Origin of the sequence: Methylobacillus methanolivorans, assembly GCF_044751345.1 — a bacterium.
GTDB lineage: Bacteria > Pseudomonadota > Gammaproteobacteria > Burkholderiales > Methylophilaceae > Methylobacillus > Methylobacillus methanolivorans.
Genome location: NZ_JBIWXY010000001.1, coordinates 1,786,022 through 1,801,801 on the forward strand (window position 1 = coordinate 1,786,022; position 15,780 = coordinate 1,801,801).

The 15,780-nt window shown below is 51.6% G+C and carries 11 protein-coding genes; all 11 read right to left on the reverse strand.

Annotated features, from left to right (window positions below):
- Position 1 precedes the first annotated feature (1 nt).
- Complete coding sequence (rplB, locus tag ACIKP9_RS08395) at positions 2-835, reverse strand: 50S ribosomal protein L2 (RefSeq protein ID WP_230346602.1); 834 nt, start codon at positions 833-835, stop codon at positions 2-4.
- 8 nt (positions 836-843) lie between these two features.
- Positions 844-1,152, reverse strand: coding sequence for a 50S ribosomal protein L23 (gene rplW, locus ACIKP9_RS08400; protein WP_230346603.1), 309 nt, complete (start codon positions 1,150-1,152; stop codon positions 844-846).
- Positions 1,149-1,775, reverse strand: coding sequence for a 50S ribosomal protein L4 (gene rplD, locus ACIKP9_RS08405; protein ID WP_230346604.1), 627 nt, complete (start codon positions 1,773-1,775; stop codon positions 1,149-1,151). Before rplD ends, rplW begins: the two co-directional genes overlap by 4 nt.
- Positions 1,775-2,419 (reverse strand): 50S ribosomal protein L3, encoded by a 645-nt coding sequence (gene rplC, locus ACIKP9_RS08410; protein ID WP_230346605.1) that lies wholly within the window; start codon positions 2,417-2,419, stop codon positions 1,775-1,777. The genes rplD and rplC overlap by 1 nt, the downstream gene beginning before the upstream one ends.
- A 98-nt stretch (positions 2,420-2,517) precedes the next feature.
- Positions 2,518-2,826, reverse strand: a complete 309-nt coding sequence (rpsJ, locus tag ACIKP9_RS08415; protein ID WP_011478646.1) for a 30S ribosomal protein S10 — start codon at positions 2,824-2,826, stop codon at positions 2,518-2,520.
- An 80-nt stretch (positions 2,827-2,906) separates the two neighbouring features.
- Complete coding sequence (tuf, locus tag ACIKP9_RS08420) at positions 2,907-4,097, reverse strand: elongation factor Tu (protein WP_400881408.1); 1,191 nt, start codon at positions 4,095-4,097, stop codon at positions 2,907-2,909.
- 48 nt (positions 4,098-4,145) lie between these two features.
- Positions 4,146-6,239, reverse strand: coding sequence for an elongation factor G (fusA, locus tag ACIKP9_RS08425; protein ID WP_400881410.1), 2,094 nt, complete (start codon positions 6,237-6,239; stop codon positions 4,146-4,148).
- A 31-nt stretch (positions 6,240-6,270) separates the two neighbouring features.
- Positions 6,271-6,741, reverse strand: coding sequence for a 30S ribosomal protein S7 (gene rpsG, locus ACIKP9_RS08430; protein WP_230346608.1), 471 nt, complete (start codon positions 6,739-6,741; stop codon positions 6,271-6,273).
- A gap of 36 nt (positions 6,742-6,777) precedes the next feature.
- Complete coding sequence (gene rpsL, locus ACIKP9_RS08435) at positions 6,778-7,155, reverse strand: 30S ribosomal protein S12 (protein WP_230346609.1); 378 nt, start codon at positions 7,153-7,155, stop codon at positions 6,778-6,780.
- A 94-nt stretch (positions 7,156-7,249) separates the two neighbouring features.
- Positions 7,250-11,479: a DNA-directed RNA polymerase subunit beta' gene (rpoC, locus tag ACIKP9_RS08440; protein ID WP_400881413.1), complete on the reverse strand. Its 4,230-nt coding sequence runs from the start codon at positions 11,477-11,479 to the stop codon at positions 7,250-7,252.
- Between the two features lie 12 nt (positions 11,480-11,491).
- Positions 11,492-15,664 carry a DNA-directed RNA polymerase subunit beta gene (gene rpoB / locus ACIKP9_RS08445; protein ID WP_400881415.1) on the reverse strand — a complete coding sequence of 1,391 codons (4,173 nt, stop codon included), beginning with the start codon at positions 15,662-15,664 and terminating at the stop codon, positions 11,492-11,494.
- Positions 15,665-15,780 lie beyond the last annotated feature (116 nt).

Consider the following 15,780-nt stretch of genomic DNA (forward strand, 5'->3'; position numbering starts at 1 on the left):
ATTACCTCTTATTCGCAGGACGACGGCTGACGCGCATGTTATCCGTACGCTTGTTGCTACGTGTACGATAACCCTTGGTTGGCAGACCCCATGGGCTGACAGGGTTCATACCAGCAGCAGTCTTACCTTCACCACCACCGTGCGGGTGATCTACCGGGTTCATGACCACACCGCGAACAGTAGGACGAACACCACGCCAGCGCACCGCACCAGCCTTACCGATAGAGCGCAGGGAGTGCTCTTCATTACCAACTTCACCAATGGTTGCCTTGCAGTCAACGTGCACACGGCGAACTTCACCGGAACGCAAACGCAACTGAGCATAGCTACCTTCACGAGCAAGCAACTGTACTGAAGTACCGGCAGAACGCGCAATTTGCGCACCCTTGCCAGGTTGCAACTCGATGCAATGGATCGTGCTACCGACAGGAATATTGCGCAAAGGCAATGCATTACCTGCACGGATAGGCGCATCGGAACCACTCACCAACTGCGCACCAGCGGAAACACCGCGCGGAGCAATGATGTAACGACGTTCACCATCGGCATATACCAACAATGCCAAATGCGCACTGCGGTTTGGATCATATTCCAAACGCTCGACCTTAGCTGTGATGCCGTCCTTGTTACGACGGAAGTCAACAATACGGTAGTGCTGCTTGTGACCGCCACCTTGATGACGTGTGGTGATATGGCCGTTATTGTTACGGCCAGCTTTTTTGCTCTGCTTCTCCAGCAGGGGCGCATAGGGCTTACCCTTGTGCAGCTCAGGTGTCACCACCTTTACTACGGCGCGCCGGCCTGGGGAAGTAGGCTTGACTTTAATCAGTGCCATGATTTCTCCTATTCGCCCGCTGCGAAGTTAATTTCTTGACCTGGCTTCAGGCTCACATAAGCCTTTTTCCAGTCCTTGCGGCGACCAAATGTACGGCCAGCACGCTTTACCTTACCGCCCACATTGACAACTGTCACAGCATCAACTTCCACCTTGAACACCAACTCAACCGCAGCCTTAATTTCTGGCTTAGTTGCATCAGTGCGCACACGGAAGGCAATTTGCTGATGCTTATCAGCAATACGGGTAGCTTTTTCTGTAATTTGTGGTGCAAGAATAACTTGCAACAAACGTTCTTGAGTACTCAACGCGCTCATGCCAGGATCTCCTCAAGCTTCTTAACAGCGCCTGCAGTCGCCAGCACTTGCGGGAAGCGCACTAAACTAACAGGATCAACATATTGCGCTTCGAGAACCAGAACGTGAGGCAGGTTGCGAGCGGACAGATACAAGTTTTCATCAAACTTATCCACCAACACCAACAAGCCTTCGTTGTAACCAAGACCCTTGATCTTCTCAAGCAACTGCTTGGTTTTAGGAGTATCGACAGCAAACTCTTCAACTGCGCTCAGGCGATCTTGACGCACCAACTCGGACAGGATCGAACGGACACCGGCACGATAGGCCTTACGGTTGATCTTGTGGCTGAAGTTTTCGTCAGGAGTGTTCGGGAATGCACGACCACCTCCGCGCCAAATGGTGCTAGAGCTCATACCAGAACGAGCACGACCTGTACCCTTCTGATTCCATGGCTTCTTGGTGGTGTGACTAACTTCCGCACGCGTCAATTGAGCACGAGTTGCAGTACGCGCATTGGCCTGATAGGCAACAACGACCTGATGCACCAACGCTTCATTGAATTCACGACCAAAAGTCGTTTCAGAAACAGCCAACCCAGCTTTAGCTGGCTTGCCATTCTTATCGATTAATTTGATTTCCATTATGCCTTCACCTTCACACTAGGGCGCACGACAACATCGCCGCCTTTAGAGCCAGGAACCGCACCCTTGATCAACAACAGGTTACGCTCAGCATCTACACGCACAATCTCAAGATTCTGCACAGTAGTCTTTGCGGCACCCAAATGACCAGGCATGCGCTTACCAGGGAAAACACGACCAGGATCCTGCGCCATACCAATAGAACCAGGCACATTGTGGGATCTGGAGTTACCGTGGGAAGCACGATTGGAACTGAAGTTGTGACGCTTGATAGCACCAGCAAAGCCCTTACCCAAAGAGGTACCAGTTACATCAACCAACTGGCCTGCTTGGAAAAGCTCAACAGTGATCTGACCACCTACAGTGTAGTTAGCCAACACATCATCAGATACGGGAAATTCCTTGATACCAGCACCAGCAGAAACGCCAGCCTTGGCATAATGACCGGTCAATGCCTTACCAATGCGGCTGGCACGACGCTCACCGTAAGCAACTTGAAGGCCAGTATAGCCGTCGCTTGCAGCAGTCTTGATCTGTGTCACACGGTTAGGTACGACTTCCAGCACTGTTACCGGAACGCTTTCGCCTTCTTCGGTAAAAATGCGGGTCATGCCCACCTTGCGACCAATAAGCCCTAAGCTCATGATCGATTCCTTATAATAATTAAAAAGGCCGATTACAATTGACCGACCCGGGTACGCGAAAGGGTCGGATTATATCCGACCCACTTCAAAAACACAAGTTACAGCTTAATTTCTACATCAACACCCGCTGGCAGGTCCAGCTTCATCAATGCATCAACTGTCTTGTCAGTAGGATCAACAATATCCATCAAACGCTGATGAGTACGAATTTCGAACTGATCACGGGATGTCTTGTTAACGTGAGGGGAACGCAGAATGTCAAAGCGCTCAATACGAGTTGGCAAAGGAACAGGACCTTTAACCACTGCACCAGTACGCTTAGCCGTTTCAACAATCTCAAGTGCGGATTGATCAATCAGACGATAGTCAAATGCTTTGAGACGGATACGGATTTTTTGAGCTGCCATGTTATTTCCTTAAAGAGCGATATTTCCAAAGAGCGAAAAAGCCGCAAGCATTTAAGCTTACGGCTCAACCGAATAACGTATTACTCTACGATTTTAGCCACAACGCCGGCACCGACGGTACGACCACCTTCACGAATCGCGAAGCGCAGACCTTCTTCCATCGCGATTGGTGCGATCAGGGCAACAGTGATGGAGACGTTGTCGCCTGGCATCACCATTTCGGTACCTGCTGGCAGTTCTACTGCACCTGTTACGTCAGTGGTACGGAAGTAGAATTGTGGACGGTAGCCGTTGAAGAATGGAGTGTGACGACCACCTTCATCTTTACCCAATACGTAGATTTCAGCAGTGAACTTGGTGTGTGGCTTGATAGAACCAGACTTCGACAACACTTGACCACGCTCAACTTCTTCACGCTTGGTACCACGCAGCAGTACACCAACGTTGTCTCCCGCTTGACCTTGGTCAAGCAGTTTGCGGAACATTTCAACACCAGTACAGGTGGTCTTGAGGGTTGGCTTCAGGCCAACGATTTCGATTTCATCACCAACCTTGACGATGCCGCGCTCTACACGACCAGTCACCACGGTACCACGACCGGAGATGGAGAATACGTCTTCAACTGGCATCAGGAAGGTGCCGTCAACAGCGCGCTCTGGTGTTGGGATGTAGCTGTCAAGTGCTTCAGCCAGGCGGAAGATAGCAGGTTCGCCGATATCCGATTGGTCGCCTTCCAGCGCAAGCTTAGCAGAACCCTTAACGATAGGAGTGTCATCGCCTGGGAAGTCGTACTTGGAGAGGAGCTCACGCACTTCCATTTCTACGAGCTCGAGCAGTTCTGCGTCATCTACCATGTCAGCCTTGTTCAGGAAGACGATGATGTAAGGTACGCCAACTTGGCGAGCCAGCAGGATGTGTTCACGTGTTTGTGGCATTGGGCCGTCAGCAGCAGACACTACCAGGATGGCGCCGTCCATTTGGGCTGCACCGGTAATCATGTTCTTGACGTAGTCGGCGTGGCCTGGGCAGTCAACGTGGGCGTAGTGACGAGTTTCTGTTTCGTATTCTACGTGTGAGGTGTTGATGGTGATGCCACGTGCCTTTTCTTCTGGCGCGTTGTCGATCTGGGAGTAGTCTTTGGCTTCACCACCAAATTTCTTGGTCAATACAGTGGTGATCGCTGCCGTCAATGTTGTCTTACCATGGTCAACGTGACCAATCGTGCCTACGTTGACGTGCGGCTTCGTCCGCTCAAATTTACCTTTTGCCATTTCCGTTTCCTTTAATTATCTATTCTATTTTGCTTAGATATTATTCAATTACTTCTTATTAATAATGGCTTCTGCCACATTTCTCGGAGCTTCAGAGTAGTGCTTGAACTCCATGCTGTAGGTCGCACGACCTTGCGTCAAGGAACGCACTGTTGTGGCATAACCAAACATTTCAGACAAAGGCACTTCTGCACGGATAGCCTTGCCACCGCCAGCCAGATCATCCATACCCTGAATCACACCGCGACGGGAAGACAAGTCACCCATGACGTCGCCCATGTAATCCTCAGGCGTTTCCACCTCAACCGCCATGATAGGCTCCAGCAAGATTGGATCCGCCTTGCGCATACCATCCTTGAACGCCATGGAAGCCGCCATCTTAAAGGCGTTTTCGTTGGAGTCAACATCGTGGTACGAACCATCGAACAGCGTAACCTTGACATCCACAACCGGGAAGCCGGCCAACACGCCGCTAGGAATAGTTTCGCGCAGACCCTTATCCACCGCAGGAATGAATTCGCGCGGCACAGTACCACCCTTGATCTGGTCGACAAACTCATAGCCCTTGCCAGCTTCATTCGGCTCCATCTTAATCCATACGTGACCGTACTGACCCTTACCACCGGACTGCTTGACGAACTTGCCTTCGACTTCGACAGACTTCTTGATCGCTTCACGATAAGCCACTTGCGGAGCGCCAACATTGGCTTCCACGTTGAACTCACGCTTCATGCGGTCAACCAGAATTTCCAAGTGCAATTCGCCCATACCGGAAATAACGGTCTGGTTGGTCTCTTCATCAGTACGCACGCGAAAAGAAGGATCTTCCTGCGCGAGACGGCCAAGGGCCAAGCCCATTTTTTCCTGGTCGCTCTTGGTCTTTGGCTCAACAGCCACGTGAATAACTGGCTCAGGGAATACCATGCGCTCAAGAATGATAGGATGATCCAGCGAGCACAGAGTCTCACCAGTAGTGACATCCTTCAAGCCGATACAGGCGGCAATGTCGCCGGCGCGGATTTCTTCAATCTCATTCCGATCATTCGCGCTCATCTGCACGATACGGCCGATACGTTCCTTACGGCCACTGGTGGAGTTGTAAACCGTTTCACCCTTGGTCAGAACGCCGGAATACACACGCACGAATGTCAATTGACCGACGAATGGATCGCTCATGAGCTTGAACGCCAATGCGGAGAAGTGCTCCTTGTCATCAGCCTTACGGGTCAATGGCTCGCCAGTTTCGCTCTCGCCAGCCACATCAGGAATATCCACGGGCGCAGGCAGGAAGTCCAGAACGGCGTCCAGCATGCGCTGCACACCCTTGTTCTTGAACGCGGAACCGCACAGCATAGGCTGAATTTCGGTAGCGATAGTGCGTTGACGCAAGCCGGCAATGATGTCCGCCTCAGACAATTCACCGCTTTCCAGATACCTGTTCATCAGCTCTTCAGAAGCTTCGGCAGCAGATTCGATCATCTTCTCGCGCCACTCATTGGCAGTATCGACGAGATCGGCAGGAATATCCTTGTACTCGAACTTCATGCCCTGGGAAGCATCATCCCAGAAGATCGCCTTCATCTTGATGAGGTCAACCACGCCGGCGAAAGTATCCTCAGCACCGATAGGAATCACCACAGGCACAGGATTGGCCTTGAGGCGAAGCTTCATCTGATCGACAACCTTGAAGAAGTTGGCACCGGTACGGTCCATCTTGTTCACAAAGGCCAGACGAGGCACCTTGTGCTTGTTGGCCTGACGCCATACAGTCTCGGACTGAGGCTGCACACCACCCACCGCACAGTACACCATGCAGGCGCCATCCAGCACACGCATGGAACGCTCAACTTCAATCGTAAAGTCTACGTGCCCAGGGGTATCAATAATGTTGATGCGATGCTCAGGACGGGACAAATCCATGCCCTTCCAGAAACAGGTCACAGCGGAAGAGGTGATCGTGATGCCACGCTCCTGCTCCTGCTCCATCCAGTCAGTCGTCGCAGCGCCATCATGCACTTCACCCAGCTTATGAGTAACCCCGGTATAAAACAGGATACGCTCAGAAGTCGTAGTTTTACCAGCATCAATATGCGCACTGATACCAATATTGCGATAGCGTTCAATAGGGGTTTTGCGAGCCACAGTAATTACCTAACTTAAAATTTGTCTGAGTTTAGAAACGGAAATGCGAGAATGCCTTATTGGCTTCTGCCATACGGTGAACTTCTTCACGCTTCTTGATAGCAGCACCACGCCCCTCAGAGGCTTCGAGCAACTCCGCAGCCAAGCGCAAGCCCATGGACTTCTCACCACGCTTACGAGCCGCGTCACGCAACCAGCGCATTGCCAGCGCATTGCGACGAGCGGGACGAACTTCAACAGGCACTTGGTAGTTAGCACCACCAACACGACGGCTCTTCACTTCCACAACCGGACGCAAATTGCCGATAGCCAGAGTAAACACCTCCAGCGCTTCCTTGCCGCTCTTTTGTGTGATTTGATCAAATGCGCCGTACAGAATACGCTCTGCAACCGACTTCTTGCCACCGGTCATCAGCACATTAACGAACTTTGAAACTTCCTGACTACCGAACTTAGGATCAGGCAGGATGTTACGCTTGGGAACTTCTCTACGTCTTGGCATGGCTTTCTCGATTCCTTAAACTTTTGGCCGCTGTAATTAAGCAGCCTTAGGGCGCTTAGCACCGTACTTGGAGCGGGATTGCTTACGGTCTTTAACACCAGCAGTATCCAGACTACCGCGCACCATGTGATAACGCACACCTGGCAAGTCCTTTACACGACCGCCGCGCAACAGCACAACAGAGTGCTCCTGCAAGTTGTGGCCTTCACCGCCGATATAGCTAATGACTTCATAGCCATTGGTCAGGCGCACTTTGGCAACCTTCCGCAAAGCGGAGTTAGGTTTCTTAGGGGTTGTGGTGTAAACACGAGTACATACACCACGCTTTTGTGGGCAGCTCTCAAGTGCTGGCACCTTGCTCTTGGCAACTACTTTTTGGCGCGGCTTGCGCACTAATTGATTGATGGTTGGCATAACCTTTAGCCTTTATATTTTAACCGCTAAAAATTACGGGATGGCAAACGCCATCCCGGAAAACTTAGCATTTTATTTAGCGTTCAATGTGTTGTCAAGCAACCTCAGGATTTCCAGAGGTTTCTTCGACTTGCACATCTCCTGCATCTTCAATGATGGCAGGCGCTGAATCTACACCTGCAACATTACGTTTACGTGTTTCATGATAGGCAAGACCGGTTCCAGCAGGAATCAATCGACCCACAATGACGTTCTCTTTCAGACCACGCAACTCGTCGCGCTTGCCCAGGATCGCAGCTTCGGTAAGCACACGCGTTGTTTCCTGGAACGACGCAGCAGAGATGAAGGAGTCTGTAGACAGAGAGGCCTTGGTAATACCCAGCAATACATATTCAAAGCTGGCTGGACGGCCATCCACTGCCAATACACGTTCATTTTCAGTCAACACGTCCGCACGCTCAACCTGCTCACCCAAGATGAAGCTGGTATCACCAGCATCGGTAATCCGTACACGACGCAGCATCTGACGAACAATCACTTCAATGTGCTTGTCGTTGATCTTCACGCCTTGCAAACGGTAAACGTCTTGGACTTCATCAATGATGTAGCGAGCCAATGCTTCGCGACCTTGCAAACGCAGAATGTCTTGCGGATCTGCTGGACCGTCGACAATGCTCTCGCCCTTGGTCACCACTTGACCATCATGCGCGGTCACGTGCTTATCCTTAGGAATCAGGAACTCATTGGAAACGCCGTCAAGATCTGTAATCACCAGACGCTGTTTACCCTTGGTATCCTTACCGAAGGAAATCGTACCTGTCACCTCTGCCAGCAAGCCAGCATCCTTAGGTGAACGTGCTTCAAACAACTCAGCCACACGTGGCAGACCACCGGTAATGTCACGGGTCTTGGAAGACTCTTGCGGAATACGCGCCAGCACTTCACCAACACCCACTTCCTGACCATCCTTCACGGTAATGATACAACCGAGCTGGAAGGTCACGCTGACAGGTGCTTCACCACCGGCAACCTTGACTTCGACGCCATTGGCATCGAGCAATTTCACTTGTGGGCGCAAGCCCTTGGATTGGCCAGCACGTTGCTTAGGATCAATTACCACCAAGGAGGACAAGCCAGTGACTTCGTCTACCTGCTTAGCAACAGTGACACCTTCTTCCACGTTCTCGAACTTCACTCGACCTGCGTACTCGGTAATAATCGGGCGAGTATGCGGATCCCAGGTAGCCAGAGCCTGACCAGCCTTAACTTGCTTGCCATCAGTAATCTGCAAGGTAGCACCGTAAGGCACCTTGTGACGCTCACGCTCACGACCATTTTCATCCTGGATGATGGCTTCACCGTTACGGGAAATCACCACTTGCTCGTTACGCGCATTGGTCACATAACGCATGGTCGATGTGAAATGCACAATACCGTTGGACTTGCTTTCCACTTGGCTAACAGAGGCTGCACGCGATACCGCACCACCGATGTGGAAGGTACGCATGGTCAGCTGTGTACCAGGCTCCCCAATGGACTGAGCCGCAATCACGCCAACAGCCTCACCCATGTTGATGAGTTTGCCGCGACCCAAGTCACGACCATAGCACTTGGCGCAAATACCATAACGAGTATCGCAAGTCAGCGCAGTACGCACCTTGACTTCATCAATGCCCAAAGCATCAATTTGCTCAACTTCATCTTCGGTCAAGAGGGTGCCAGCCGGATACACCACATCCTGTGTTTCAGGATGAAGCACATCCAACGCAGCGACACGACCCAAGATACGATCATGCAAAGGCTCAACCACTTCACCGCCCTTGACCAGTGCCTTGGTGTACAGACCTTCTGTCGTGCCGCAATCATGCTCAGTCACCACCAAGTCCTGCGTCACGTCTACCAGACGACGAGTCAGGTAACCAGAGTTAGCGGTCTTCAAGGCGGTATCTGCCAGACCCTTACGTGCACCGTGTGTTGAAATAAAGTATTGCAACACGTTCAGACCATCACGGAAGTTCGCGGTAATCGGCGTTTCAATGATAGAACCATCAGGCTTAGCCATCAGGCCGCGCATACCAGCCAGCTGACGCACCTGAGCAGCGGAACCCCGCGCACCAGAGTCAGCCATCATGTAAATGGCATTGAAGGATTCCTGCTTGATGTCCTTGCCATCTGCATCCTTGGCGATTGCGCCATCGGCATCCAGCACAGTTTCTTCACGCAGTTGCTTCATCATCGCATCCGCAACCTTGTCACCGGCACGACCCCAGATATCAACAACCTTGTTGTAACGCTCACCCTGAGTCACCAGACCAGAAACGTATTGGTCTTCGATTTCCTTGACTTCGGCTTCGGCAGAAGCAATCAATTGCTCCTTCTCTGGCGGTACCAACATATCGTTAATACTGATGGAGATACCAGCGCGTGTCGCGTAGGTGTAACCGGTGTACATCAACTTATCGGCAAAAATCACAGTCTCGCGAATGCCAACGCGGCGGAAGCTCGCATTGATCAGACGAGAGATTTCCTTCTTCTTCAGCGCCTTATCGATAACACTAAATGGCAGGCCAGCTGGCAAAATTTCTGACAGCAATGCACGACCAACAGTCGTTTCATAACGCGTAATCTTTTCACGCTTCTGACCATCCAGCTCAACATCGAACTCACGCAGACGAACAGTAATACGTGCGTGCAGATCAATCAGGCGATTGTCATAGGCACGTTGCACTTCGGCAATATTGGCAAAACGCATGCCTTCACCGCGAGCAGCCTTCTTCTCACGTGTCATGTAGTACAGACCCAAGACGATATCCTGGGATGGCACGATAATTGGCTCGCCGTTAGCTGGAGACAATACGTTATTGGAGGCCAGCATCAAGGTGCGGGCTTCCATTTGCGCTTCCAGGCTCAATGGTACGTGTACCGCCATCTGGTCGCCGTCAAAGTCGGCGTTAAACGCAGCACATACTAATGGGTGCAGCTGGATCGCCTTACCTTCAACCAGTGTCGGCTCAAACGCCTGAATACCCAGACGGTGCAAAGTAGGTGCACGGTTGAGCAATACTGGATGCTCGCGAATCACGTCTTCCAGGATATCCCAGACTTCTGGACCTTCCTCTTCAACTTTTTTCTTGGCAGCCTTGATGGTCGTAGCCAGGCCCAATACTTCCAGCTTATGGAAAATGAAAGGCTTGAACAGTTCCAGTGCCATTTTCTTTGGCAAGCCGCACTGATGCAGCTTGAGCTGAGGACCCACCACGATCACAGAACGACCGGAGTAGTCCACACGCTTACCCAACAGGTTCTGACGGAAACGACCGCCCTTACCCTTAATCATGTCAGCCAGCGACTTGAGCGGACGCTTGTTAGCGCCAGTCATGACCTTGCCGCGACGACCGTTATCCAGCAGTGAATCTACAGCTTCCTGCAACATACGCTTTTCGTTGCGCACGATGATTTCAGGTGCCTTCAGTTCCAACAAACGCTTCAGACGGTTGTTACGGTTGATCACACGACGATAGAGATCGTTCAAGTCGGAAGTCGCAAAACGACCACCATCCAACGGTACCAACGGACGCAACTCTGGAGGCAAGACCGGCAATACTTCTAGGATCATCCACTCTGGCTTGATGCCGGACTTCTGGAATGCTTCCAGCACCTTCAGGCGCTTGGCGATTTTCTTAATCTTGGCTTCGGAACCAGTTTCACCGAGTTCACGGCGCAGCTTCTCGATTTCAGTATGTACATCCATCGTGCGTAACAACTCGCGCACTGCTTCTGCACCCATCACGGCATTGAATTCGTCGCCGTACTCTTCGACCTTGGCCAGGTAATCATCTTCAGTCAACAGCTGACCACGAGTCAGTGGCGTCATACCTGGATCAATGACGATATATGCTTCAAAGTACAGCACGCGCTCGATATCACGCAACGCGATATCCAGCACCATACCCAAGCGGCTAGGCAAGGACTTCAAGAACCAGATGTGCGCAACCGGGCTGGCCAACTCGATGTGGGCCATACGCTCGCGACGCACCTTGGACAAGGTCACTTCAACGCCGCACTTTTCACAGATCACGCCACGGTGCTTGAGGCGCTTGTACTTGCCGCACAAGCACTCGTAGTCTTTGATCGGGCCAAAAATCTTGGCGCAGAACAAGCCGTCACGCTCTGGCTTGAAGGTACGATAGTTAATGGTCTCAGGCTTCTTGACCTCACCGTAAGACCAGGAGCGAATCTTTTCAGGAGAAGCCAACGCGATCTTGATCGCGTCAAACTCTTCTTCCTGAGTGACCTGCTTGAATAAATCTAATAGAGCTTTCACGCGCGTTTCTCCTTAGTTGCGGTCAAGATCAATATCGATGGCGAGCGAGCGAATTTCCTTCACCAACACGTTGAAGGACTCTGGCATACCAGCGTCAATCTTGTGCTCACCCTTGACAATGTTTTCGTATACCTTGGTACGGCCAGACACGTCATCAGACTTCACTGTCAGCATTTCCTGCAAGGTATAGGATGCACCGTAAGCTTCCAGTGCCCACACTTCCATTTCACCGAAACGCTGGCCACCGAACTGCGCTTTACCACCCAACGGCTGCTGGGTCACAAGCGAGTAAGGACCTGTAGAACGAGCATGCATCTTGTCATCAACCAAGTGATGCAGCTTGAGCACGTGCATATAACCTACAGTCACAGGACGCTCGAAAGCATCGCCAGTGCGACCATCAAACAAGGTCACTTGCGTCTTGCCGGAAGCAAACTGCAATTGCTGTGTACGTGGATCTTCATCAGGGAATGCCAAGTCAAGCATTGCCTTGATATCGGACTCAGCAGCACCATCGAATACAGGCGTTGCAAATGGCACACCATTTTTGAGGTTACGTGCCAGATCCAAGACTTCCACATCGCTCAAGGAAGCAATATCTTCAGACTTGCCGCTGCTCTTGTTGTAGATCTGTTCAAAGAAGCTACGCAACTCGGCGGTCTTGGCTTGCGCCTGCAACATATTGCCGATACGGATACCAAGACCCTTGGCAGCCCAGCCCAAGTGCACTTCGAGAATCTGACCAATATTCATCCGTGAAGGAACGCCCAACGGGTTCAGCACGATATCCATAGGTGTACCGTCGGCCATGTGCGGCATATCTTCGATCGGCACGATCTTGGAAACCACACCCTTGTTACCGTGACGGCCCGCCATCTTGTCACCAGGCTGGATACGACGCTTAACAGCAAGGTAAACCTTGACCATCTTCTGTACGCCAGGAGGTAATTCATCACCCTGGGTAAGCTTGCGCTTCTTCTCTTCGAATTTGCTATCGAACTCGATACGTGCCTGGGACAAGCTGTCACGCAATTGTTCGAGTTGACGTGCAACATCTTCATCGCTCAGACGAATGTCAAACCAATCGTAGCGTGCCAAACCATCCAGATACTCAGCATTAACGGTTTCGCCCTTTTTCAGCTTTTGTGGACCACCGGTCGCAACCTTGCCTTCGATCAGGCGGCGGATACGGCCAAACGCGTCGTCTTCCACGATACGCATCTGGTCAGCCAAGTCTTGCTTGTAGTCGGCCAACTGATCATCAATGATCTGCTGTGCACGCGCATCGCGCTCAATACCTTCGCGAGTGAACACTTGCACATCGATCACGGTACCGGACATGCCAGAAGGTACGCGCAGAGATGTATCCTTCACATCGGATGCCTTTTCACCGAAGATTGCACGCAGCAACTTCTCTTCAGGAGTCAGCTGGGTTTCACCCTTAGGTGTCACCTTACCAACCAACACATCACCGGCTTCGACTTCAGCACCAATGTAAATAATGCCGGAATCATCCAGACGACCGAGCATACGCTCAGACAGATTGGAAATATCGCGTGTGATTTCTTCCGCGCCCAGCTTGGTGTCGCGGGCAACAACGGACAATTCCTCGATATGGATGGAGGTATAGCGGTCATCGGCCACTACACGCTCTGAAATCAGGATCGAATCCTCAAAGTTGTAACCGTTCCATGGCATAAAGGCGACCAGCATGTTCTGGCCCAGCGCCAACTCACCCATATCGGTGGAAGCACCATCGGCGATCACGTCACCACGCGCCAATACGTCACCGACATTCACCAACGGACGCTGGTTGATATTGGTGTTCTGATTGGAACGTGTGTACTTGATCAGGTTGTAGATATCAACACCGACTTCGCCAGCAGCAGCTTCTTCGTCATGCACACGCACCACGATACGGCTGGAGTCAACATAGTCAACCACACCACCACGACGCGCTGTAACGACAGTACCGGAGTCAACCGCAACAGTACGTTCAATGCCAGTACCAACCACGGCCTTCTCAGCACGCAAACATGGCACAGCTTGACGTTGCATGTTGGCACCCATCAAGGCACGGTTCGCATCATCGTGTTCGAGGAACGGAATCAGGGATGCCGCCACGGAAACGATCTGGCCAGGCGCCACGTCCATGTATTGAACACGGTCAGGCTGTGCCATGGTGAATTCGTTATGGTAACGCGCAGAAACCAGGTCTTCCTTGAACTTGCCATCTTTGTCCAGTTCTGAGTTCGCCTGGGCGATCATGTACTGGCTTTCTTCAATCGCGGACAAGTAATCAATCGTTGCCGAGACCTTGTTGCTATCTACACGACGGTAAGGTGTTTCCAGGAAACCATACTGATTGGTGCGAGAATACAGCGCCAATGAGTTGATCAGACCAATGTTTGGACCTTCAGGTGTTTCAATTGGGCAAACACGACCATAGTGAGTGGAATGCACGTCACGCACTTCAAAGCCAGCGCGTTCACGGGTCAAACCGCCAGGGCCCAAGGCAGAAACACGACGCTTGTGCGTGATTTCAGACAATGGGTTGGTTTGGTCCATAAACTGGGACAACTGTGAAGAACCGAAGAACTCACGAATAGCACTCGACACTGGCTTCGCATTAATCAAATCATGCGGCATCAGATTATCGGACTCAGCCTGAGACAAACGCTCCTTTACAGCACGCTCAACACGCACCAGGCCAGCACGGAACTGGTTCTCAGCCAACTCACCAACTGAACGGATACGACGGTTACCCAAGTGGTCAATGTCATCAATCTCACCGCGACCATTGCGCAGTTCGATCAAGACAGCGATCACAGCCAGGATATCGTCGTTAGCTAGGATGCCAGCACCCTCGGCACCTTGCGGACCGACCTTCTCATAGAAGCGGCGCAACCAAGCAGCGGTACGCTCTTCAATCTTCTCAGGGAAGGCGCGGCGATTGAACTTCATGCGACCAACAGAAGACAAGTCGTAACGATCTTCATTGAAGAACAAGCCCTCAAACAAAGCCTGCACAGCCTCTTCAGTTGGAGGCTCACCAGGGCGCATCATGCGGTAGATGGCAACGCGAGCACTGTACTCGTCAGGGATTTCATCAATACGCAATGTTTGCGAGATGTAGTCGCCATGATCAAGATCATTGGCATACAAGGTGCTGATCTTGCTAACTTCTGCTTCGCGCAGCTTGTCCAGCATGGACTCAGTCACTTCATCATTCGCATTAGCCACAACTTCGCCAGTGGACTTGTCTACAATACCAGCGGCCAAGGAGCGACCAAGCAAGAACTCTTCCGGTACGGTAATCTTGCTGATACCAGCCTTTTCCATGTCACGGATGTGCTTGACGGTAATGCGCTTATCCTTGGCAACGATGACCTTGCCATCCTTATCAAGGATATCGAACTTCGCTACCTCACCACGCAAACGCTCAGGCACCAGTTCAAACTGCACGCCCTTCTTCGCGATATGAAAAGTATCGAAGTCGTAGAATGTTTCCAGAATTTGCTCTGGTGAGAAACCAAGCGCCTTCAAGAGAATGGTCACCGGCATCTTGCGGCGACGGTCAACTCGGAAATACAGGTAATCCTTAGGGTCGAATTCGAAATCGAGCCAAGAACCACGGTAAGGGATGATACGTGCAGAGAACAACAGCTTGCCCGAGCTGTGCGTCTTGCCGCGGTCATGCTCAAAGAACACACCAGGGCTACGATGCAATTGTGACACGATGACACGTTCGGTACCGTTGATCACAAAAGAGCCGTTTTCCGTCATGAGTGGCAATTCACCCATGTACACTTCTTGCTCCTTCACCTCTTTGACAGTAGGTTTGGAAGCCTCTTTATCCATGATGGTCAAGCGCACCTTGACGCGCAAAGGCGCAGCATAGGTCAAGCCACGCTGCTGACATTCCTTGACATCAAAAGGCTCTTGGCCGAGGTTATAACTAACAAAATCCAGTCGTGCATTGCCGGAATGGCTGACGATTGGGAAAACCGAACTGAATGCTGCTTGAAGACCCGCGTCAGAACGCTTGTCAGCATGGGCTTCAGCTTGCAAAAATGCAGCGTAGGATTCCAATTGCATGGCGAGCAGGTAAGGAACCTCCTGCACGCTTTCACGCTTGGCGAAACTTTTACGCAGACGTTTCTTTTCGGTAAAGGAATAGCTCATAGCATCTCCTGAGGATAGAGGGCAGAAGACAGCAGCCCAGAGGGACTGCTGTCTTCTAACTTCTTAAAATGGTGAAGGCTGACAGTTTCCTGTCAGCCCATCCACCATGATTTACA

Bases quoted from the DNA above. Each gene is read 5' to 3' on its own strand.
- rplC (WP_230346605.1), bottom strand. From the start codon at position 2,419: ATGAGCTTAGGGCTTATTGGTCGCAAGGTGGGCATGACCCGCATTTTT.
- rplD (WP_230346604.1), bottom strand. From the start codon at position 1,775: ATGGAAATCAAATTAATCGATAAGAATGGCAAGCCAGCTAAAGCTGGG.
- rplB (WP_230346602.1), bottom strand. From the start codon at position 835: ATGGCACTGATTAAAGTCAAGCCTACTTCCCCAGGCCGGCGCGCCGTA.
- tuf (WP_400881408.1), bottom strand. From the start codon at position 4,097: ATGGCAAAAGGTAAATTTGAGCGGACGAAGCCGCACGTCAACGTAGGC.
- rpsJ (WP_011478646.1), bottom strand. From the start codon at position 2,826: ATGGCAGCTCAAAAAATCCGTATCCGTCTCAAAGCATTTGACTATCGT.
- rpsG (WP_230346608.1), bottom strand. From the start codon at position 6,741: ATGCCAAGACGTAGAGAAGTTCCCAAGCGTAACATCCTGCCTGATCCT.
- rpoB (WP_400881415.1), bottom strand. From the start codon at position 15,664: ATGAGCTATTCCTTTACCGAAAAGAAACGTCTGCGTAAAAGTTTCGCC.
- rpsL (WP_230346609.1), bottom strand. From the start codon at position 7,155: ATGCCAACCATCAATCAATTAGTGCGCAAGCCGCGCCAAAAAGTAGTT.
- rplW (WP_230346603.1), bottom strand. From the start codon at position 1,152: ATGAGCGCGTTGAGTACTCAAGAACGTTTGTTGCAAGTTATTCTTGCA.